The organism is Arthrobacter sp. Br18 (genome assembly GCF_000520555.1).
Taxonomy (GTDB): domain Bacteria; phylum Actinomycetota; class Actinomycetes; order Actinomycetales; family Micrococcaceae; genus Arthrobacter_D.
Map to the genome: position 1 here is coordinate 14,176 of NZ_KI914851.1, position 18,717 is coordinate 32,892.

Sequence of the window (18,717 nt, forward strand, 5' to 3'; positions counted from 1 at the left end):
TGGGCGCCTCCCGCAGGTGTGCTGCAAAAGCCTGTTCGGCGAAATCAGGTGCTACTTGTCCTTCTTGAACGCATCCTTGATGTTCTCGCCTGCATCCTTGAGCTTGGACTTGGCCTGGTCTCCGTGACCCTCGGCCTCCATGCTCTCGTTACCGGTGGCCTTGCCGAAGCCTTCCTTGGCCTTGCCGCCGAGGCCTTCGCTCTTGTTCCCGATCTTGTCATCCAAACCCATAAATGGACTTCCTTCCGCTCGGTGTGCAGGCCCCGGTTCCGGCAGCCCTCCCGCATCACGAGGATGCTAAGCAGTCTTACTATATCCAGATTCCTGCAGGCATATCCACCCCCTGAGCGAGATTGCCCACCCCGAAGGCCCTGGGCTGCCTGCTATAACTGCCGGATCATCCGCGTGTTGCCGAGAGTGTTCGGCTTGACGCGGGCCAGGTCCAGGAACTCGGCTACGCCCTCATCGTGGGAACGGAGAAGCTCGGAGTAGATGTGTGGATCCACGGCAGACTGGTCGGCCATGACCTCGAACCCGTGCCGGGCGAAGAACTGCACTTCGAACGTGAGGCAGAACACCCGCTTCACCCCGTAGCGCCTTGCGTCCTCGATGAGCTGCTCAAGGAGCACGCGCCCGATGCCCCGCCCCTGGACGGCGGTGGCCAGCGTGCGCACCTCAGCCAGGTCCTCCCACATGATGTGCAGCGCACCGCACCCGAGCACTGCGCCGTCCACCCCCTCGGCGATCCGGAATTCCTGGAGCCCCTCGTAGTACGCCACGGTTTCCTTCGCCATCAGGATGCGCTGATCCGCCAGCGGTGCCACCAGTGCCTTGATGGCAGGGACGTCCGACGTGCGGGCGGGACGGATGGTGAAGGACTGGGTCATCGACCCCACTCTACTGAGGAACGCCCCACCCGTGGCCCCGGCCCGCAAGGCCGGGGCCACCGGGCCCCTTCGCCCCACCCCCTACAGACCGAGCTCCGGGGGCAGCTCCCGCTCCTCACCCAGGACGTTCGATGCGAGGAAGGCCTCGACCACTCCGTACCAGACCTTCGCGTGCTGGGGCTTCAGAATCCAGTGGTTCTCGTCCGGGAAGTAGAGGAACCGGTGCACGGTGGTGCCGTCGGCGGCTGCGGGGCGTCGTGACGCGGACAGCAGTTCGTACCACAGCCGAAGGCCCTCGCCAATGGGAACCCGGTAGTCCTTGTCGCCGTGAATGACGAGCATCGGCGTGCTGATGTTCCCGACATGGTGGTGCGGCGAATTGTCCCGCAGCATGTCAGGGGTCATCTCCTGCTTCCAGTAGTACGCCGCATCGGTGGTGGGCCCGAACTGGTCGAGCGCCCAGAGACTTGCGTGGGTGACGATCGCCGCGAACCGGTCCGTATGGCCGGCTATCCAGTTCGCCATGTAGCCGCCGAAGGAGCCGCCCATCGCAGCGACGCGGCTCTCATCGATGTCCGCCCGCTGCACGAGCGCATCGGTCGCGGCCATGAGGTCCGTGTAGGGCGCTTTGCCCCACTGGCCCCATCCGCGGTCGACCATGTGCTGCCCGTACCCCGTGGACAGGGCTGGATCAGGGAGGAGCACTGCGTATCCCTGCGCTGCGAGCAGCCAGGGCGACCAGCGCCAGGTCCACGCATTCCAGGAGCCGAGGGGACCGCCATGGATCCACAGCAGCGCAGGTACCGGGGATTCTTCCGATGCTCCCTCGGGCAGGACCAGCCAGGATCTCACCGGGTGCCCGTCCTCCCCGACGGTGTCGACGCGCTGCAGGGTTCCCGGGATGTCCGGCCGTTCCACGGGGCCGCGCAGCCGGGTAGTCTCCCCGGTCGTCAGGTCGATCCGGACCGGTTCCGCCGGGAAGAGATATGAGCTGCGGAGACCGTAGGCGGTGGTGCCGTCAGGGCTCACCGCGAGGTCGGAATAGGCCGCGGCGTCGGTAGTGATCCTGCGGACGGCTCCGGTGGCGGTGTCGATGACGAAGACCGGCGCAGCGCCGTCGTCGTCCGCGGTGACCACCAGGCCCGAGCCGTCCGGAAGCCACGCCGCGGGAGCGGGCCACCTGTCCCACTGCCCGGCAAGCGGAGTGAGCTCGCCTCCCTGGACAGGAAGGAGGGCGAGCCAGGTGCGGGGTGAGGTTTTGGCAGCGGTGCGCCGATTGCACACCACGACGACGGTTGTGCCGTCCGGGCTCACGGGACCCGGTGCCACATCGAAGCCGGCTTCATTCAGCAGCACGGTCCGCTCTCCGGTTGCGATGTCGATGCGCGCCAGCGCACTGCGCTGCGAGCCGAGGGCTTCAGGCAGACGGAGTGCTGTGAACAGTAGGGTTCCGTCCGGGCTCAACTCCGGATGGGACTCGCGGAGCGCGGCACCGACGCCTTCGGTCAGGGGGGCGAGCGGCCCCTCCGCATTCACCTCCAGATCCGCGTCGAAGCGGAAGTAGCGGGGCTCCCCCGGGCCGAGGTCGGCGTCCCAGTAGCGGACGGGGTACCCGGAGTGGAGGATCGCAGCGACACCGGCGTCCTTGCGGGCTGTGCGCCGCTCGGCATCCTCCGCCTCGCCGGCGGTGCCGGCAAGAACTCCGGCGACCACCACTGCGGTGTCCGCGGAAGTGGCCGTGGCAACCGAACTGATGCTCCCCGGCCTCGAGTGGAGCAGCTCAGCCTCGCCGCCCCGCGCCGGCAGCCGCCACAGCGAGGTCTGCTTGTCGTCGTCGTCGGAGCCGGGCCGGGCCGAGGTGAACAGGAGGTCGCCTGTGGAAAGGAACGCGGCGCCCGACTCACCTTCGGCACTGCGCGTCAGACGGTGCGCAGGCCCCTCTCCGACCGGGTCCACGTCCCACAGAGCTGTCGTGTATCCCGTGCGCTTCGGATTGAGGGTGGCTACCGATGTCACGAGGCGGCTCCCGTCGGCATTCATCACAAGCCCGCTCAGCCTGGGGAGTGCAACGAATTCGTCGAGGTCGTGGAACGGAGTGGCGGGACCTGGGGAGCCCGACGCGTTCGTGCCGGGGGCTTCGTCAGTGTCGGAAGATGTGTCGATGTCCATCCGCAATACGTATCACCGGAAGCGTCGGCTCCGGGAGCGGTTCACTCAGAGAGTAATTTGGTTGCTCCGAGCACCGATGCCGGCCTACACGCACGAATCCCGCCCCGGCAGTCCGGGGCGGGATTCTTTACAGCGTTGCTATTTCGCGGGACCGGCTACTCGGGGACCGTCGCTTCGATGGCCGCCGGACCGTCCTCCAGCTCCTTGGGGGCCCCATGCCCCACAAAGGTGAACACGGCGTCGGTTCCTTCGCCTTCGACGTCCACGTCCACGCGCTCACCGGACTTCAGGTCGCCGAACAGGATCTTCTCGGACAGCTGATCCTCGATTTCCCGCTGCATGGTGCGGCGCAGCGGCCGGGCACCCATCGACGGATCGTAGCCGCGGGTGGCCAGGAGCACCTTGGCCGCGGGAGTCAGCTCGATGGTCATTCCCTTGTCGGCCATCCGCTTGCTGAGGCGCTCGAGGAACAGGTCGACGATCTCGACGATCTCGTCCTGCGTGAGCTGCGGGAACACCACCGTGTCATCGACGCGGTTGAGGAACTCGGGCCGGAAGTGCTGCTTCAGCTCTTCCTGGACCTTCGCCTTCATCCGGTTGTAACTCGTGTTGGTGTCCGTGCCCGACTGGAATCCGGTCATCACACCCTTGGAGATGTCGCGTGTTCCAAGGTTGGTGGTCATGATGATGACCGTGTTCTTGAAGTCGACCATGCGCCCCTGACTGTCAGTCAGGCGTCCGTCCTCGAGGATCTGCAGGAGGGAGTTGAAGAGATCGGCGTGGGCCTTCTCCACCTCATCGAACAGCACCACCGAGAACGGCTTGCGGCGGACCTTCTCGGTGAGCTGGCCACCCTCTTCGTAGCCCACATAGCCCGGAGGAGCACCGAAGAGCCGTGACACGGTGTGCTTCTCGGAGTACTCGGACATGTCGAGCGTGATCAGGGCATCCTCGTCGCCGAAGAGGAACTCCGCGAGGGCCTTGGCAAGCTCGGTCTTACCCACACCGGTCGGGCCGGCGAAGATGAACGAACCGCCCGGACGCTTCGGGTCCTTCAGACCGGCACGGGTGCGCCGGATCGCCTGCGAGATCGCCTTGATGGCCTGGTTCTGCCCGATCACGCGCTTATGGAGCTCATCCTCCATGTTCAGCAGTCGTGAGGACTCCGCCTCGGTCAGCTTGAACACAGGAATTCCCGTGGAGATCGCAAGGACCTCGGCGATCAGTTCCTCGTCGACCTCGGCGATGTCGTCGAGGCCTCCCGACTTCCACCTGCGCTCCTTGTCGGAGCGCTCGTCCTGCAGCTTCTGCTCCTTGTCGCGGAGTGACGCGGCGCCCTCGAAGTCCTGCGAATCGATCGCCGACTCCTTCTCGCGCTTGACGTCGGCGATACGCTCGTCGATCTCCTTGAGCTCCGGCGGCGCGGTCATGCGCCGGATCCGCAGCCGGGCGCCGGCCTCGTCGATCAGGTCGATCGCCTTGTCCGGCAGGAACCGGTCGGAGATGTACCGCTCGGCGAGGGTCGCGGCCGAGGTCAGTGCGCCGTCGGTGATCGAGACGCGGTGGTGCGCCTCGTAGCGGTCCCGCAGTCCCTTGAGGATCTCGATGGCATGGGCTACCGACGGTTCCTGCACCTGGATCGGCTGGAAACGACGCTCAAGAGCCGCATCCTTCTCGATGTGCTTGCGGTACTCGTCGAGCGTCGTGGCTCCGATCGTCTGGAGCTCACCGCGGGCGAGCATCGGCTTCAGGATCGACGCCGCGTCGATGGCCCCTTCGGCTGCGCCTGCCCCGACCAGTGTGTGGATCTCGTCGATGAACAGGATGATGTCGCCACGCGTCCGGATTTCCTTGAGCACCTTCTTCAGCCGCTCTTCGAAGTCACCGCGGTAGCGGGAACCTGCGACCAGCGAACCGAGGTCGAGCGTGTAGAGCTGCTTGTCCTTGATGGTTTCCGGCACGTCGCCGCGCACGATCGCCTGGGCGAGCCCCTCGACGACGGCGGTCTTGCCGACGCCGGGCTCACCGATCAGTACGGGGTTGTTCTTCGTGCGGCGGGAGAGCACCTGCATGACCCGCTCCATCTCCGACTCACGGCCGATGACGGGGTCCAGCTTCGATTCACGGGCAGCCTGCGTGAGGTTCCGACCGAACTGGTCGAGCACCACCGAGCCCGCAGGGGTTCCCTCCTGCTGCTGACCTCCCGCAACCGCGGGCTCCTTGCCCTGGTAGCCCGAAAGCAGCTGGATGACCTGCTGGCGGACCCGGTTCAGATCCGCTCCGAGCTTCACCAGCACCTGGGCAGCAACACCCTCACCCTCCCGGATGAGGCCCAGCAGGATGTGCTCGGTACCGATGTAGTTGTGGCCGAGCTGCAGGGCCTCCCGGAGGGAGAGCTCCAGCACCTTCTTGGCCCGCGGCGTGAACGGGATATGACCGGACGGCGCCTGCTGGCCCTGCCCGATGATTTCCTGGACCTGCTCACGGACGGCACCCAGCGAGATACTGAGCGACTCGAGGGCCTTGGCAGCTACACCCTCACCCTCATGGATCAAACCAAGCAGGATGTGCTCGGTGCCGATGTAGTTGTGGTTGAGCATGCGGGCCTCTTCCTGGGCCAACACGACAACGCGACGGGCACGGTCTGTGGATCTTTCAAACATGGGGCACACTCCTAGCTAACGCGTAACTCGATGCTACGTGCAGCGGCGGGGCTTTAGGGGCGTGTTCGCCACAGGCGAGATAACGCCGGTCCTACCGCTGCGCCGCGCGGTAGGCGTCGACGATCTCGCTGTTCACCCGACCGCGGGCCGAAACGTTATGGCCGTTCTCCCGAGCCCACTCCCGGATCTGGGCGGCTTCCTGGTTACGCGCCGGCGCCGGCGCGCTGCGCTGCTTCGATGAATTGCTCCGCCGTGCCGCGGAGACGTAATCCTTGAGGGCGTTCCGCAATTCACCCGCATGGGCCTCTGACAGGTCAATTTCGTACTGGGCACCGTCAAGTCCGAAACGGACAGTCTCATCGGCATCTCCGCCGTCGATGTCGTCAATGAGAATAATCTTCACCGTTTGCGCCACAATATGCTCCCTTTATGATGTGAAATGGCCCCCTCTGCGATTATGGAGCAACAAAGGGGGCCAGGTCAAAGAGAATACGAAAATACTATGGCAGTTCGCTCTCCGGGTTCGCTTTTGTTTCAAGCGTTTCTTCTGACCCTTTCTTCACTTCAGGCACAGAGGGATTTCTTTCCTCGGCACGCGCCATTGCTTCACGCTCCGACCGGTCCGCATTGAAAATGGACCGCATGACGAAGTAGAAGATAACCGCGAGCGATGCTGAAGGCAACAGGACGGCGAGGTATTCCACGGCGCTAGCCCTGCGCCGGCTTCAGAATGGGAAACAGGATGGATTCACGAATACCCACATTTGTGAAAAGCATCACCAGTCGGTCGATTCCAAGCCCGATCCCACCCATGGGGGGTGCACCGTATTCGAGCGCGCGCAGGAAGTCCTCGTCCAGCTGCATTGCCTCATCGTCCCCTTCAGCCGCCCGGCGTGACTGTGCGGTCAGGCGCTCGCGCTGAACCACCGGATCGATCAGCTCCGAGAAAGCCGTTCCGCGCTCCATCCCGCCGATGATCAGGTCCCACGCCTCGATAAGTCGGGGATTATCCCGGTGCTGCCGCGCAAGGGGCTGTGCGGACGGCGGGTAATCGTAGACAAAGGTGGGCTGCAGCAAGTGCGGCTCCACCAATTCGGAGAAAAGTTCGAGGACGAGCTTTTCCGCCTGCCACGCCGGGTTTACCGCCACCCCGTGCAAATTTGCGATCCCGACCAGGATTTCCCGGGATGTGTCCGGGGTGATATCTTGATCCACCGCCGCGGACAAGCCCGGATAGACGCCGAGCCAGGCCCAGGTTCCGTTGAGGTCGATGGTGCCTTTATCCGTCTCGATGATCCGGCTTCCCAGTGCGTCGGCACAATCGAGGATCATCTTCTGCATGCGCTCCGCCATGACGAATTGGTCGGCGTACGCTTCGTAGCATTCGAGCATCGTGAATTCGGGGCTGTGTGTCGAATCGACGCCCTCGTTGCGGAAAATCCGCCCTATCTCGTAGACACGGTCGATTCCCCCCACCACGGCCCGCTTGAGATAAAGCTCGAGAGCGATACGCAGTGTCATTTTCTGGTCGAAGGCATTGAGGTGCGTCCCGAAGGGCCTCGCGGTGGCACCGCCGTGCACCAGCTGCAGGATGGGGGTTTCCACTTCGACATAGTCGAGCGCATGGAGGGTTTCGCGGACGGTGCGCGTGATCGCGGCCCTTTTCCTCACCATGTCCCGTGCTTCGTCGCGGACCAGGAGGTCCACGTAGCGCTGACGCACCCGGATCTCCTCACTGACGCCGGCGTGGAGCGTGGGCAGAGGCCGGAGGGCCTTCGACGCCATGCTCCAGGAATCGGCCATAACTGAAAGTTCGCCGCGTTTTGAGCTGAGAACCTCGCCGTGCACCTGGACATGGTCGCCGAGATCGGCCAGCGACTTCCAGTCCGCCAGCGCCTCCGCCCCTACTTCCGCGAGGCTCAGCATCACCTGCAGGCGGGCGCCGTTTCCCTCCTGCAGGGTGGCGAAACACAGCTTCCCGGAATTGCGGATGAAGACCACCCGGCCGACCACACTGACCACCTCGCCTGAGGTCTCCTCAGCGGCGAGGCTTCCATACCGGTTCCGGAGCTCGGTGAGGGAGGAGGTTCGCTCCGGTCTGACCGGATACGCCTCCCTGCCGCTCTCCAGCAGAGCCTCGCGCTTGGCGAGGCGAATGCGCATCTGCTCATTGAGGTCATCGGAGGGGGAAGTGTCGTCAGTGGTCACGGTAAACCAGCTTACTGGTTCGTCCTCTGCCGTCGCCCCCGGGTCACGGAGCCCACTCCCCGCCCAGCCGTACATTGTCGATGAGCCGGACGGGTCCAACCCGGGCTGCGATGACGGCGAGCGCGGAGCCGGTGAAGGGGACATGGCGGCAGTTGAACGCGAGGGGTTCAAGGGTGGCCGGGTCCACGATCTCGAGGTAATCGAGGGTCACCAGACGCTCACTGGCCAGCATGTCGAGCACCGAATCCGGATCAAGGGCCTCATGCCGGGCGGCCCGTTCCTCCAGCAGCTTCAGGGCCCGCGGAAGGACCAGTGCCGCGTTCCGCTCCGCGGCCGAAAGAAACCGGTTGCGGCTGGACAGGGCAAGGCCGTCGTTCGCCCGCACGGTGGGAACTGCCACGATCGTCACCGGAAAGTTGAGGTCGCTGACCATACGCCGGATCAGGACGAGCTGCTGGGCATCCTTCTGCCCGAAGTAGGCAGCGTACCGGGCTTCCACTGCCGGCAGTGCAGCATGCAGGAGCTTGGCGACGACGGTCAGCATGCCGTCGAAGTGGCCGGGTCTGGCTGCGCCCTCGAACTTGTCGGCAAGGGGGCCCGACTGGATCCGCACCTGGGGCGCGCCCCCGGGATACATTTCGGCGGCGGACGGCACGAACACCAGGTCCACGCCGCACCGGCCCAGCAGTTCGAGGTCGGCGTCGAGCGTGCGCGGGTAGCGTTCGAGGTCCATGTGGTCACCGAACTGGAGTGGATTGACGAAAATACTGGCCACCACGACGTCGTTGCCGGCACGCGCAGCGCTGGCCAGTCCGGCATGGCCCGCGTGCAGCGCTCCCATGGTGGGGACGAGACCAAGTGAGGGAAGCGGGGCATCTGCCTCCCTCAGCAGCCGGGAGCAGGCCTCCCGCAGGTCAGCCGCCGTGGTCACAACCACCGGTCCGGAAGATGCGCCGCTCACGATGCGTCCTCCCCCGAGCCTGTGCCGCCCGCACCCGGACCACCTGAACCCGGGCCACCCGCACCTCTGGTGCCCCGGTCAGGACCGGGCGGGGCTTCAAGGGCCGCAACGATGGCGTCTCCCTGCTCCGGACTCAGGAGACCGCGATCCACGGCACGAACGGCGGTGGCCCGCGCCATTTCCCGGTAGGCGATCCGGATGTCCTGCGCATCATGTGCGGCGAGCGCGCTTCCATGGGCGGCGACGGTGCCGGCGTCCCCGCGCGAAACGGGCCCTGTCAGCGCCCCCTCGCCCGCGGACAGTGCATTTTCGAGCGATGCCTTCATCAGCGGCCCCAGCATGCGTTCGGGCCGGTGCACGCCGAGATCGCCCAGGAGTTGTGCCGACTGGGACGCGAGCGTCACGAGGTGGTTCGAGGCATGGGCGAGCGCTGCATGGTAGAGCGCGCGGCTTTCCTCCTCGATCACCACGGGCTCGGCGCCCATTTCCACGACCAGCGCCTGGGCTATCGGCAACACCGCACCGGGCGCCGTGATGCCGAAGCAGCAGTCCGGCAGCCTCCCGAGGTCCAGGCTCATGCCGGTAAACGTCATGGCGGGATGCAGCGCAAGGGGGATTGCTCCCATGCTGCGGGCGGGATCAAGCACCCCTGTCCCATGGCGGCCCGAGGTATGAACCACGAGCTGCCCGGGCTGCCAGGCCCCCAGCCGGGCGAGGCCCTCCACGAGCGGCGGCAGGGCGTCGTCGGGCACTGCCAGCAGCACGAGCTCGGCGCGCTCGATGATGTCCTGGATCTCCAGCACCGGGACGCCGGGGAGCAGGGTGGCGGCACGCTCCCTGCTGGCCTCCGACACCGCCGAGACGCCGACGACGGCATGGCCAGCGGCGCGCAGGGCGGCCCCCAGCACCGCACCTACCTTTCCGGCCCCCACGATTCCTACTCCCAGCCTGCCGGGACGGCGGGACGGGTCAGAGCTGTTCATGCGGAGGAGTGTCCTTCCGGGCTGGTTCTGCGGGCTGGCTGATCGGTTGGCTGATCGGCGGCCGGGACGGCGGACGGTCGGACGGCGGGGTGTCCTGCGTCATCAGCCACTGTTCGGGGCCGCTGCGCCGCCGCGCCTCGGCTGCCCGCCGTGCCTGGCTGTGGAAAAGCTCCCGGGCGAGGGTTTCATCAACCTGCCGGATGCGTGGCGCAACCGGACCGGGCGTGGTCTGCACCTGGAGTCCGGCCACCCGGAATCGCCGGTCCAGGGGACCCTGGTGAAGGGAGAGTGACTGCGTCCGCTCGTGGGGCACGACGGCCAGGGCCCGCCACAGGACTCCCGAACGGATCAGCAGGGCGGTGCGGGTGACCGCGAAGCCGTTGCGCTTCCAGCTCAGCAGCCCCAGCAGGCGCGCGCGCCGCGGCGTCGTCGTGAATCCGCCGGCACTTCCGCCTGACTCCAGCCCGGCGGTGAAGACACGGATCGGGTCGTCGGTGCCGGGGTCGGGCAGCACCAGCGCAAGGATCCTCAGGACTTCCTCCCGGGTGCCCACGGGCAGAAGGGTTGCCCGGGCCTGGCCCTCACTCGAGGCGGCAGCGCCATAGCCCGCGACATTGACCGTGATCTTGTACCAGCCCTTGAGCCGCCACAGGGGGGACTGCACGATGCCGAGTGCCTGCACGCGCCCGGGAGGTACCGTCTGCGACCGCGTGTCCAGGAGCCCGTAGCGCACCCGGATACCGTCGGGCGAAAGCGCCGCCCGGAAGTTGTAGCCAGTATTCAGGGCACTCCAGTAGGCGCCCACCACGCCCAGGACAACCGGGATCAGTGTGGGAACGGCGAACGGCGTGCGGAAGACGGCAGTGATGACCACCACGACGACGGCGCCCGCCACCAGGAGCACCGTCGTCCCCGAGAGCAGCGCACCCCCGATGACGCGGCTCACCGGCACGGCCACCACCTCGTGCTCGGGGGCCTCCTGGATCTGGTCCGGATGCTCCGGATCCGGCCTCACTCCCGCTGCGCGGGCCAGAATCGTCGCCCGGAGGCGGTGCGCATCGGCGAGCTTCAGAAAGGCGAGCCGTACCGCCGACTCGCCGGCATCGGCCACCTCGAACTTGAGCTCCGCAAGGCCGAACAGCCGGGCCAGGAAGGGTTGGACGACGTCGATCGCCTGGACCCGGTCAAGGCGCGCCTGCCGGTTCTGGCGGAAGAGGACACCCGTGTTGACCCGGACGTGTTCCTCGGTGACCTGGTACCGCGTGAAGTACCAGGACACCAGGAAAGCGAGGACTATGAGCGCCACGACACCCAGCACGATGGCGACCGCCCACCCGGTGCCGAGCCCACCGGGCACCCCGGCGGGACCCTCGTCGCTGAAGAGCCCCTCGAACCAGTCGCGGCCGAAGAAGAAGCCGATGGCGGCCAGTGCAATCCAGCCACGGACCAGCGGCGAGATGATGTGCACCCTGCTCCAGGCGTCGTCCGGGTTGCTGATCAGGCTGAAATCCGCCCGCCTCTGCCCGGCAGGCGCACCGCTCGCAGGGTCCTCGTTCACAGGCCTGCCAACCTGGCTTCCCCACGGGCGGAGAGCTGCTCGCGAAGGCGTGCGCCCTCGTTCGTGGGAAGCCCGGCAATGGAGGCATTCGTTGCGGGTGACGCCGTGTGCAGTTTCAGCGTGCAGAGCCCGAAGGCGCGCTCGATCGGCCCCACGGCCACATCCACGTACTGCATGCGCCCGTACGGCACCACCAGTGTCCGCTGGAAGAAGACGCCGCTTCGGACCAGGAGATCGTCGTTCCGCTCCGCGTAGCCGATGGCTGCCACCTGGCGGGGCAGGAGGAGCCCGGTCCACACCGCGGCAACCAGCACTGCCGCGGGCAGTGCCCACGCGAGGCCCAGGGGAGGGAAGCTGTCCCATACTCCGGTGAGCCGCAGGATCAGGGGGACACTGAGGAGGGCGAGCCAGAACATCGAGCTGATCAACCAGCCCAGAAGCCGGACCCTGAGGTACTTCGGCGATACCCGGGCCCAGGCGAGCCCCGCCGGATCGATCGGTTCCCTACGCATATTCCCCCTCGTCGCGGCCCTTGGGCACCGGCCACGCATCATCATCGCCCGGCGGAAGCCGGCAGAAGCTCTCCACCACCAGGCCCACGACGATCATCACTATGCCACCGGCCATGAGCGCGAGGGAACCCCACAGCGGACCGGGCGCGGAACGCACGCCGATGAGGCTCAGCTGGTCCACGAAGATGCCCGCGTGCCAGCCGAGGCTGAGCGCACCGGCGTAGGCGCAGGCCTGGGCGAGGATCAGGGTGCGCAGCGCGAGCATGGGGTCGAGGGCCTTCTTGCGGCTCCCGTTCCGCCAGGCGAGCACCCTCCTGCCGAAAATCAGGGTGACCCCCGTGATCGCCAGCACGGTGATCAGGGAACTGAGGTGGAGGGCGGGAGCCGGCAGCCCGTTGCGGGTTGCCCACCAGTTGACGAGCCAGCCCACCGCACCGGCCACAAGGCCGATCACTGCGAGCCAGCGGAACCGAATGTCACTCACGGTGGACTCGGACTTCCTCGAACGGGGTGAGTCCGGAAAGATCGTCCGCTCCAGCCGCCAGTTCCCCCACGGGTATCCCACCAAGGGTGGCAGAGGCGTCCATCCAGGCCCACGGCTGCAGCACGAAGGCACGGTCGGCGGCACGTGGATGGGGGACGGTGAGCTTCTCGTCATCGGAGGTCCAGGCTCCATAGGTGATGATGTCGATATCGAGCGTCCTCGGCCCCCAGCGCACGGTCCGCATGCGGTGGTGCTTGTCCTCCACGGCCTGGCAATGATCGAGAAGCTCATAGGGACCGAGATCGGTTTCCACTTCCACCACCATGTTGAGGTAGTCCGGCTGCTCGGGCCCACCCACCGCCTTCGTGCGCACCATCGGCGAGACCCCGCGGAGCCGGACGCGGGGGGAGTCGACAAGGTCCCCGACCGCAAGGGACAGGGTGTCGATGCTGGCCCCCAGGTTGCTGCCGAGGGCCAGTACCGCACGGACCGTCGTCATGACCGGCTCCTGCGGACGGTGACCGCGACGTCGCCGAACGGTACCTCGATGGGTGCCTCCGGTTTGTGGACGGTCACCTCGACGGCGTCGACGGGGAAGGATGCAAGGACCTCGCCCGCGATGTTCTCGGCGAGCGCCTCGATCAGGTTGAACGCCCTGCCCGTGATGATGCTGTAGACCTGCGCTGCCACTTCACCGTAGTGGGCGGTCTCGGCGAGGTCATCGCTGAGGCCCGCGGGGCGGAGATCCAGGTGCAGCACCAGATCCACCACGAAGGGCTGGCCGTCCCGGCGCTCGGAATCGAAGACGCCGTGATAACCGATGGCGGTGATACCCGAGAGGAGGACGGTGTCGGCGGGCGCGTTCCAGCGCGCGGGCGCGGTTCCTAGCGCCGCCATGCCGCGGCAACCTTCACGGCGTCGAGAGTTGCACCGGCGTCGTGCACGCGTACGCCCCACGCGCCGTTCGCCGCGGCGAGCGTCGAGGCGGCGAGGGTGGCGTTGTCACGCTCGGCGGGGGCCGCGGCCTTCCCGGCGGAGGTCAGCAGCGTTCCGAGGAACCTTTTCCGTGAGGCCCCGACCAGCACCCGGTGTCCCAGGGACGTGAACTTCTCCAGCGAACGCAGCAGTTCCCAGTTGTGCCGGTCCGTCTTGGCGAACCCGAGGCCCGGGTCGAGGATGATCCGGTCCGCGTCCACTCCGGCACGAACGAAGGTGTCCCGGACCTCGAGGAGCTCCCCGAGCACCTCCTCCACCACGTTCGAGTAGGTGGCGAGGGAATCCATGGTCCGTGCGGTTCCCCGCCGGTGCGTGAGGATGTAGGGCACACCCCGGTCGGCGATGAGGTCGGGCATGCCCTGCTCAAACCCTGCACCGGAGATATCGTTGACGATGCCGGCGCCGGCGTCGAGCGCCTGCGCCGCCGTCTCGCTGTGCATGGTGTCGACGCTTACCAGTGCTCCTGCCCTGACCAGGGCCCGCACCACGGGAAGGATCCGTTCGAGCTCCCGTTCGGGCGGGACGTCGGCCGCCTGGGGACGGGTCGATTCCCCGCCGACATCGATGATGTCGGCGCCCGAGTACAGCAGCCGCAGGCCGTGGGCGATCGCCTCGTCGGTCGACGCGTACCGCCCGCCGTCACTGAAGGAGTCGGGGGTGACGTTGAGGATGCCCATCACCACGGCCCGGTCCTCCGGCAGGTCCTTGAACGTTCTGGCAACGCGGACGGGCCGGATCAGCGGCAGCGGTGATGTGGCAGGCCCGGTTCCGGGTGCTGCGGCAAGTGAATCCATGGTGGTACGTTGTCCTATCGTCCGAGTATGAGGCTCATGGCCTCGGCGCGCGTTGCCGTTTCGCGGATCTGGCCACGGACCGCCGAGGTGACGGTCTTCGCGCCCGGTTTGCGGATCCCGCGCATCGACATGCACATGTGCTCGCACTCGATGACGACGATCGCGCCCTCCGGCTGAAGGTGCGTCATGATGGCGTCCACGATCTGGGTGGTGAGCCGCTCCTGCACCTGCGGGCGCCGTGCGAACACCTCGACCAGGCGCGCGAGCTTGCTGAGGCCGGTGACCCGTCCGTCGGCCGAGGGGATGTACCCCACGTGCGCTGTGCCGTGGAAGGGGACGAGATGGTGCTCGCAGGTCGAGTAGAACGGAATGTCCTTCACCAGAACCAGCTCCTGGTGGTTCAGGTCGAACGACGTCGAGAGGATCTCCTCGGCATTCTGGTGCAGTCCTGCAAACATCTCGGCGTAGGCCCTTGCCACTCGCTTCGGAGTATCAAGGAGCCCGTCGCGGTCCGGGTCCTCCCCGATCGCGATCAGGATCTCGCGGACCGCGCGCTGGATGCGGGGGAGGTCCACGGGCGACCCCGTGGCCACCAGGGCGGCGTCCATCACTTCGTCATCGAACTCGGTCACGGATCTGATTCTATCGCTGTGCACTTTCGGAACCAGCCGCCTACGGCTGCCGGCTTCCCGTTCCGCCCTTGCCATCGTCGAACCCCCCGGATTCCGGCGACGGCAGTTCCGAGCCCTTCACGTCGAAGTCCCCGGGCAGGTGGGCGTCGGCGATCTGATCCTGCGGCGCCACGGTTTCCGGAGCCGGCTCCCCGGCTTCCAGCGCATCAGCCTGTTCCTTGCGGGACACGACCGGCGGCAGGGAGTGCACCGGGCGGGTCTGCTTCGACAGCCAGACGTCTCGCAGCTCCCGCTTCCGGATGTCGGTGAAGACCTCCGCGATCTCCGCCTGGTTGAGGGTTTCGCGCTCCAGCAGCTCCAGGGCGAGCTGGTCGAGGACGTCCCGGTTCTCGGTGAGGATCTCGTAGGCCTCGTCATGGGCGTTGTCGATGAGCCGGCGTACCTCCTCATCCACGATCAGGGCCAGCTGGTCCGAGTAGTCGCGGTCGCTGCCCATGTCCCGGCCGAGGAACGGCTCGCCCCCGGCCGACCCGAGCTTGACCGCACCGATGCGCTCGCTCATGCCGTACTGGGTGACCATCTTGCGGGCTGTCCCGGTGGCCTTCTCGATGTCGTTGGACGCTCCGGTGGAGGGGTCGTGGAACACGATCTCCTCCGCGACGCGGCCGCCCATCGCATAGGCGAGCTGGTCCAGCAGTTCGTTGCGGCTCACCGAATACCGGTCGTCCGCCGGCATCACCATGGTGTAGCCGAGGGCACGTCCGCGGGGAAGGATCGTGATCTTCGTGACGGGGTCGGTATTCCGCAGTGCGGCCGCCACGAGCGCGTGCCCGCCCTCGTGGTAGGCGGTGATCTTCCGCTCCAGTTCCTTCATGACCCGGCTGCGCTTCTGCGGACCGGCGATGACGCGGTCGATGGCTTCGTCGAGCGCGCGGTCGTCGATGAGCTGTGCATTGGAACGCGCAGTCAGCAGGGCCGCTTCGTTGAGCACGTTCGCGAGGTCGGCGCCGGTGAACCCCGGGGTCTTCTTCGCGACGGATTTCAGATCCACGCCGCCCGCCATCGGCTTTCCCTGGGCATGCACGCTGAGGATGTGCTCGCGGCCCTTCATATCCGGCGCCTCGACGCCGATCTGACGGTCGAAGCGTCCCGGCCGCAGCAGCGCGGGGTCGAGGACGTCGGGCCGGTTGGTCGCGGCGATGAGGATCACGTTGGTGGTGGCGTCGAAACCGTCCATCTCGACGAGCAGCTGGTTCAGCGTCTGTTCACGCTCGTCGTTGCCGCCGCCCACGCCCGCTCCGCGGTGCCGGCCCACGGCGTCGATCTCGTCGACGAAGATGATGGCCGGCGAGTTGTTCTTGGCCTGCTCGAAGAGGTCGCGGACACGGGAGGCACCGACGCCCACGAACATCTCGACGAAGTCCGAGCCCGAAATGGAATAGAAGGGAACCCCTGCCTCTCCTGCCACTGCACGGGCCAGGAGTGTCTTGCCGGTACCCGGCGGACCGTAGAGCAGGACGCCCTTGGGGATTTTCGCGCCGAGTGCCTGGAACTTCGCCGGCTCCTGGAGGAATTCCTTGATCTCGAGGAGCTCCTCGACGGCTTCGTCAGCTCCGGCGACGTCGGAGAAGGTGACCTGGGGCATGTCCTTGGAAATGAGTTTGGCCTTGGACTTGCCGAACTGCATGACCTTCGAGCCGCCGCCCTGCATGCGGGAGAGGAGGAACCAGAAGATGGCGCCCAGGATCAGGATGGGGAAGAGCAGGCTGGCGATGCTGAGGAACCAGTTGCTTTCGACCGGCTGGTCGGTGAAGCCGTCGACGTCGGAGGTGTTGATGGCCTCGACCACACCCTCGGCCCGGGCACTGCTGAAGAAGAACTGGACGCTCCGGCCCATGTCCTCGTAGTCCTCGCGGAGGGTCAGGTCCACGCGCTGTTCGCCGTCGTAGATCTTCGCCTGTTCCACCTGGTCGCTCTGCAGCAGTTCCAGGCCCACGTTGGTGTCCACCCGGCTGCTGCCGTTGTTGAACACCGCGGGAAAGATGATCAGGAGCGCAGCCACCGCCAGGACGATCCAGAAGATGGGGCCCTTGAAGATATTCTTGAATTTCATTCGACTTCGGGCAGCCAGCCCTGTCCCTCCTGCATAAGCACACCAGATAATTGGGCATCCGCTCGAGCGGCGCCCCAAAAACGCACCTCAAGTTATACACCGTTCGTGATTCACCACGCTCGCATATGGGCATTAGTTCCCTGACGGCGTACAGCTGCGGCCTGCCGCCGCCGCGGGCGCTACTCGTAGACGTGCGGGGCGAGTGTGCCGATAAAGTCCAGGTTGCGGTACTTCTCGGCGAAATCGAGACCGTAACCGATGACGAATTCATTCGGAATATCGAATCCCACGTACTTCACGTCGATCTCCACCTTCGCGGCGTCCGGCTTGCGCAGGAGGGTGCAGATCTCCACGGAAGCCGGCCCCCGCGAGAGCAGGTTCGCTTTCAGCCAGGACAGAGTGAGACCGGAGTCGATGATGTCCTCGGCGATGAGCACATGCTTTCCCATGAGATCCGTTTCGAGGTCCTTCAGGATCCGCACGACACCGGAGGACTGCGTGCCGGATCCGTAGGAGGACACCGCCATCCAGTCCATGGTGATGTGGGAGTGGAGCGCCCGCGCAAGGTCCGCCATCACCATGACCGCACCCTTCAGCACTCCCACGAGCAGGATGTCCCGGCCCGCGTAGTCGGCGTCGATCTGCGCGGCCAGTTCGTCGACCCGCTGCTGGATCTCTTCCCTGGTGTACAGGACGTGCTTGAGGTCGGGCCGGACGTCGTTGGAATCCACCAGTTACTCCTGAATTGAACGGTGCTGCGGCTCTGCGCCGCTGCGGTTGTTTCTAAAGACAAGACTGCCATAGCTTGGAGTTCCCGGAAGAACCGATCTGCCCCTCACCTGCCGGGAAACGCTGACGTGGCCGCCGAGCTGCACCGGCCCCGCAGATCCCTTCCGCGCCAGCAGCGACTCGGCGGCACGGAGCCGTTCGAAGCTCGGCTGGAGACCCCCGACGTCGACGGCGGCAAGCGCCAGCACCCGCTGGCGCAGGGATGGCGGGAGTGCCCGGAGGCGGTGCTCGGCCAGCAGGACTGTGCCGTCCTGCTCCGTTCGGAGCCCGGCGTACGTGTCGGCGCTGACCTGTTCGAGGTAGTCGGCGTCCTGGGCGAGGATCCGCGAGGTGCGGAAGAGCGCCTGCGCGATTCCCGGCCCCAGCTGGTCCTCCAGGAAGGGAAGCACCGTGGCGCGCACCCGGGAGCGCGCGAAGGATTCGTCCGAGTTGGCGGGGTCCAGCCACGGCCGGAGGCCGTAGAACTCGCAGATGGCCTCCGTGTCGGCACGCCGGAGTTCGAGGAACGGCCGCCGGTAGGCGCCGCGGCGCACCGGCATCCCGGCCAGCGAGCGTGTGCCCGACCCGCGGGCCAGCCCGAGGAGCACCTGCTCCGCCTGGTCATCGAGCGTATGACCGAGCAGCACGGCCTCCGCACCGAGCGCCGCGGCGGCGTCGTCGAGGACGGCGTACCGCGCCGTGCGCGCCGCCGCTTCCGGGCCCATGCCTCCGCTGTGGACGGTGGCCGTACGCACCACCACGGGGTGGAGCCCGAGTTCTCCGAGTTGCCCGGCGGCCCGCCGGGCGACTGCCGCGCTGCCGGCCTGCAGCGCATGGTCGACGACGACGGCACCCACCCTGCACCGTCCGACCCGTGCGAAATGGGCTGCAACCGCAGCGAGCGCGAGCGAATCGGGGCCGCCGCTGCATGCCACGAGGATCATCGGGAGCAGCTGCGGGATTGCCTCCTGACCTGTCGGCCGGCTTGG

At 66.7% G+C, this 18,717-nt stretch carries 19 protein-coding genes; all 19 read right to left on the reverse strand.

All coding sequences use genetic code 11. From position 1 onward, the window contains the following. Positions 1-51 precede the first annotated feature (51 nt). The 19 genes from Y704_RS0105195 to tilS all read right to left on the reverse strand — a co-directional run bounded on the left by Y704_RS0105195 (position 52) and on the right by tilS (position 18,672). Positions 52-231, reverse strand: a complete 180-nt coding sequence (locus Y704_RS0105195; protein WP_026549328.1) for a CsbD family protein — start codon at positions 229-231, stop codon at positions 52-54. A gap of 152 nt (positions 232-383) precedes the next feature. Further along, positions 384-887: an amino-acid N-acetyltransferase gene (locus Y704_RS0105200; RefSeq protein ID WP_026549329.1), complete on the reverse strand. Its 504-nt coding sequence runs from the start codon at positions 885-887 to the stop codon at positions 384-386. An 81-nt stretch (positions 888-968) separates the two neighbouring features. Further along, on the reverse strand, positions 969-3,056 hold the full coding sequence (locus Y704_RS0105205) for a S9 family peptidase (RefSeq protein ID WP_026549330.1): 2,088 nt from the start codon (positions 3,054-3,056) through the stop codon (positions 969-971). A gap of 155 nt (positions 3,057-3,211) precedes the next feature. Further along, positions 3,212-5,719, reverse strand: a complete 2,508-nt coding sequence (locus tag Y704_RS0105210; protein WP_026549331.1) for an ATP-dependent Clp protease ATP-binding subunit — start codon at positions 5,717-5,719, stop codon at positions 3,212-3,214. Positions 5,720-5,810: 91 nt separating this feature from the next. Continuing rightward, positions 5,811-6,134 (reverse strand): histone-like nucleoid-structuring protein Lsr2, encoded by a 324-nt coding sequence (locus Y704_RS0105215; protein ID WP_026549332.1) that lies wholly within the window; start codon positions 6,132-6,134, stop codon positions 5,811-5,813. 85 nt (positions 6,135-6,219) lie between these two features. Further along, positions 6,220-6,423 carry a hypothetical protein gene (locus Y704_RS19145; protein ID WP_035771687.1) on the reverse strand — a complete coding sequence of 68 codons (204 nt, stop codon included), beginning with the start codon at positions 6,421-6,423 and terminating at the stop codon, positions 6,220-6,222. A gap of 4 nt (positions 6,424-6,427) precedes the next feature. Continuing rightward, a complete protein-coding gene (lysS, locus tag Y704_RS0105225; protein ID WP_026549333.1) occupies positions 6,428-7,927 on the reverse strand; it encodes a lysine--tRNA ligase in 1,500 nt (499 codons plus the stop codon). A gap of 43 nt (positions 7,928-7,970) precedes the next feature. Continuing rightward, the gene (gene panC / locus Y704_RS0105230) at positions 7,971-8,888 is read right to left on the reverse strand and encodes a pantoate--beta-alanine ligase (RefSeq protein WP_253904233.1); all 918 of its coding nucleotides are present in this window, start codon (positions 8,886-8,888) and stop codon (positions 7,971-7,973) included. Further along, positions 8,885-9,871 carry a Rossmann-like and DUF2520 domain-containing protein gene (locus tag Y704_RS19150; RefSeq protein ID WP_051476716.1) on the reverse strand — a complete coding sequence of 329 codons (987 nt, stop codon included), beginning with the start codon at positions 9,869-9,871 and terminating at the stop codon, positions 8,885-8,887. Before Y704_RS19150 ends, panC begins: the two co-directional genes overlap by 4 nt. Next, positions 9,858-11,372, reverse strand: a complete 1,515-nt coding sequence (locus tag Y704_RS19155) for a PH domain-containing protein (RefSeq protein WP_051476724.1) — start codon at positions 11,370-11,372, stop codon at positions 9,858-9,860. The genes Y704_RS19150 and Y704_RS19155 overlap by 14 nt, the downstream gene beginning before the upstream one ends. Positions 11,373-11,425: 53 nt before the next feature. Then, positions 11,426-11,941, reverse strand: coding sequence for a PH domain-containing protein (locus Y704_RS0105245; protein ID WP_026549335.1), 516 nt, complete (start codon positions 11,939-11,941; stop codon positions 11,426-11,428). Beyond that, positions 11,934-12,425 carry a DUF3180 domain-containing protein gene (locus Y704_RS0105250; RefSeq protein ID WP_026549336.1) on the reverse strand — a complete coding sequence of 164 codons (492 nt, stop codon included), beginning with the start codon at positions 12,423-12,425 and terminating at the stop codon, positions 11,934-11,936. The genes Y704_RS0105245 and Y704_RS0105250 overlap by 8 nt, the downstream gene beginning before the upstream one ends. Beyond that, positions 12,418-12,924, reverse strand: a complete 507-nt coding sequence (gene folK / locus Y704_RS0105255) for a 2-amino-4-hydroxy-6-hydroxymethyldihydropteridine diphosphokinase (protein ID WP_026549337.1) — start codon at positions 12,922-12,924, stop codon at positions 12,418-12,420. The genes Y704_RS0105250 and folK overlap by 8 nt, the downstream gene beginning before the upstream one ends. After that, a complete protein-coding gene (folB, locus tag Y704_RS0105260) occupies positions 12,921-13,322 on the reverse strand; it encodes a dihydroneopterin aldolase (protein ID WP_051476717.1) in 402 nt (133 codons plus the stop codon). Before folB ends, folK begins: the two co-directional genes overlap by 4 nt. Then, positions 13,310-14,215, reverse strand: a complete 906-nt coding sequence (gene folP, locus Y704_RS0105265; RefSeq protein WP_026549339.1) for a dihydropteroate synthase — start codon at positions 14,213-14,215, stop codon at positions 13,310-13,312. Before folP ends, folB begins: the two co-directional genes overlap by 13 nt. 14 nt (positions 14,216-14,229) lie before the next feature. Continuing rightward, positions 14,230-14,823 (reverse strand): GTP cyclohydrolase I FolE, encoded by a 594-nt coding sequence (gene folE / locus Y704_RS0105270; protein ID WP_051476725.1) that lies wholly within the window; start codon positions 14,821-14,823, stop codon positions 14,230-14,232. Between the two features lie 64 nt (positions 14,824-14,887). Further along, complete coding sequence (gene ftsH / locus Y704_RS0105275; protein ID WP_026549341.1) at positions 14,888-16,960, reverse strand: ATP-dependent zinc metalloprotease FtsH; 2,073 nt, start codon at positions 16,958-16,960, stop codon at positions 14,888-14,890. A 179-nt stretch (positions 16,961-17,139) separates the two neighbouring features. Beyond that, the gene (hpt, locus tag Y704_RS0105280) at positions 17,140-17,691 is read right to left on the reverse strand and encodes a hypoxanthine phosphoribosyltransferase (RefSeq protein WP_026549342.1); all 552 of its coding nucleotides are present in this window, start codon (positions 17,689-17,691) and stop codon (positions 17,140-17,142) included. 3 nt (positions 17,692-17,694) lie between these two features. Beyond that, positions 17,695-18,672 (reverse strand): tRNA lysidine(34) synthetase TilS, encoded by a 978-nt coding sequence (tilS, locus tag Y704_RS19160; RefSeq protein ID WP_081747421.1) that lies wholly within the window; start codon positions 18,670-18,672, stop codon positions 17,695-17,697. Positions 18,673-18,717: the final 45 nt, after the last annotated feature.

Coding starts and splice junctions, on each gene's coding strand:
- Y704_RS0105195 (WP_026549328.1), bottom strand. CDS start 231: ATGGGTTTGGATGACAAGATCGGGAACAAGAGCGAAGGCCTCGGCGGC.
- Y704_RS0105200 (WP_026549329.1), bottom strand. CDS start 887: ATGACCCAGTCCTTCACCATCCGTCCCGCCCGCACGTCGGACGTCCCT.
- Y704_RS0105205 (WP_026549330.1), bottom strand. CDS start 3,056: ATGGACATCGACACATCTTCCGACACTGACGAAGCCCCCGGCACGAAC.
- Y704_RS0105210 (WP_026549331.1), bottom strand. CDS start 5,719: ATGTTTGAAAGATCCACAGACCGTGCCCGTCGCGTTGTCGTGTTGGCC.
- Y704_RS19150 (WP_051476716.1), bottom strand. CDS start 9,871: ATGAACAGCTCTGACCCGTCCCGCCGTCCCGGCAGGCTGGGAGTAGGA.
- Y704_RS0105245 (WP_026549335.1), bottom strand. CDS start 11,941: ATGCGTAGGGAACCGATCGATCCGGCGGGGCTCGCCTGGGCCCGGGTA.
- folK (WP_026549337.1), bottom strand. CDS start 12,924: ATGACGACGGTCCGTGCGGTACTGGCCCTCGGCAGCAACCTGGGGGCC.
- folB (WP_051476717.1), bottom strand. CDS start 13,322: ATGGCGGCGCTAGGAACCGCGCCCGCGCGCTGGAACGCGCCCGCCGAC.
- folP (WP_026549339.1), bottom strand. CDS start 14,215: ATGGATTCACTTGCCGCAGCACCCGGAACCGGGCCTGCCACATCACCG.
- folE (WP_051476725.1), bottom strand. CDS start 14,823: ATGGACGCCGCCCTGGTGGCCACGGGGTCGCCCGTGGACCTCCCCCGC.
- ftsH (WP_026549341.1), bottom strand. CDS start 16,960: ATGAAATTCAAGAATATCTTCAAGGGCCCCATCTTCTGGATCGTCCTG.
- tilS (WP_081747421.1), bottom strand. CDS start 18,672: ATGATCCTCGTGGCATGCAGCGGCGGCCCCGATTCGCTCGCGCTCGCT.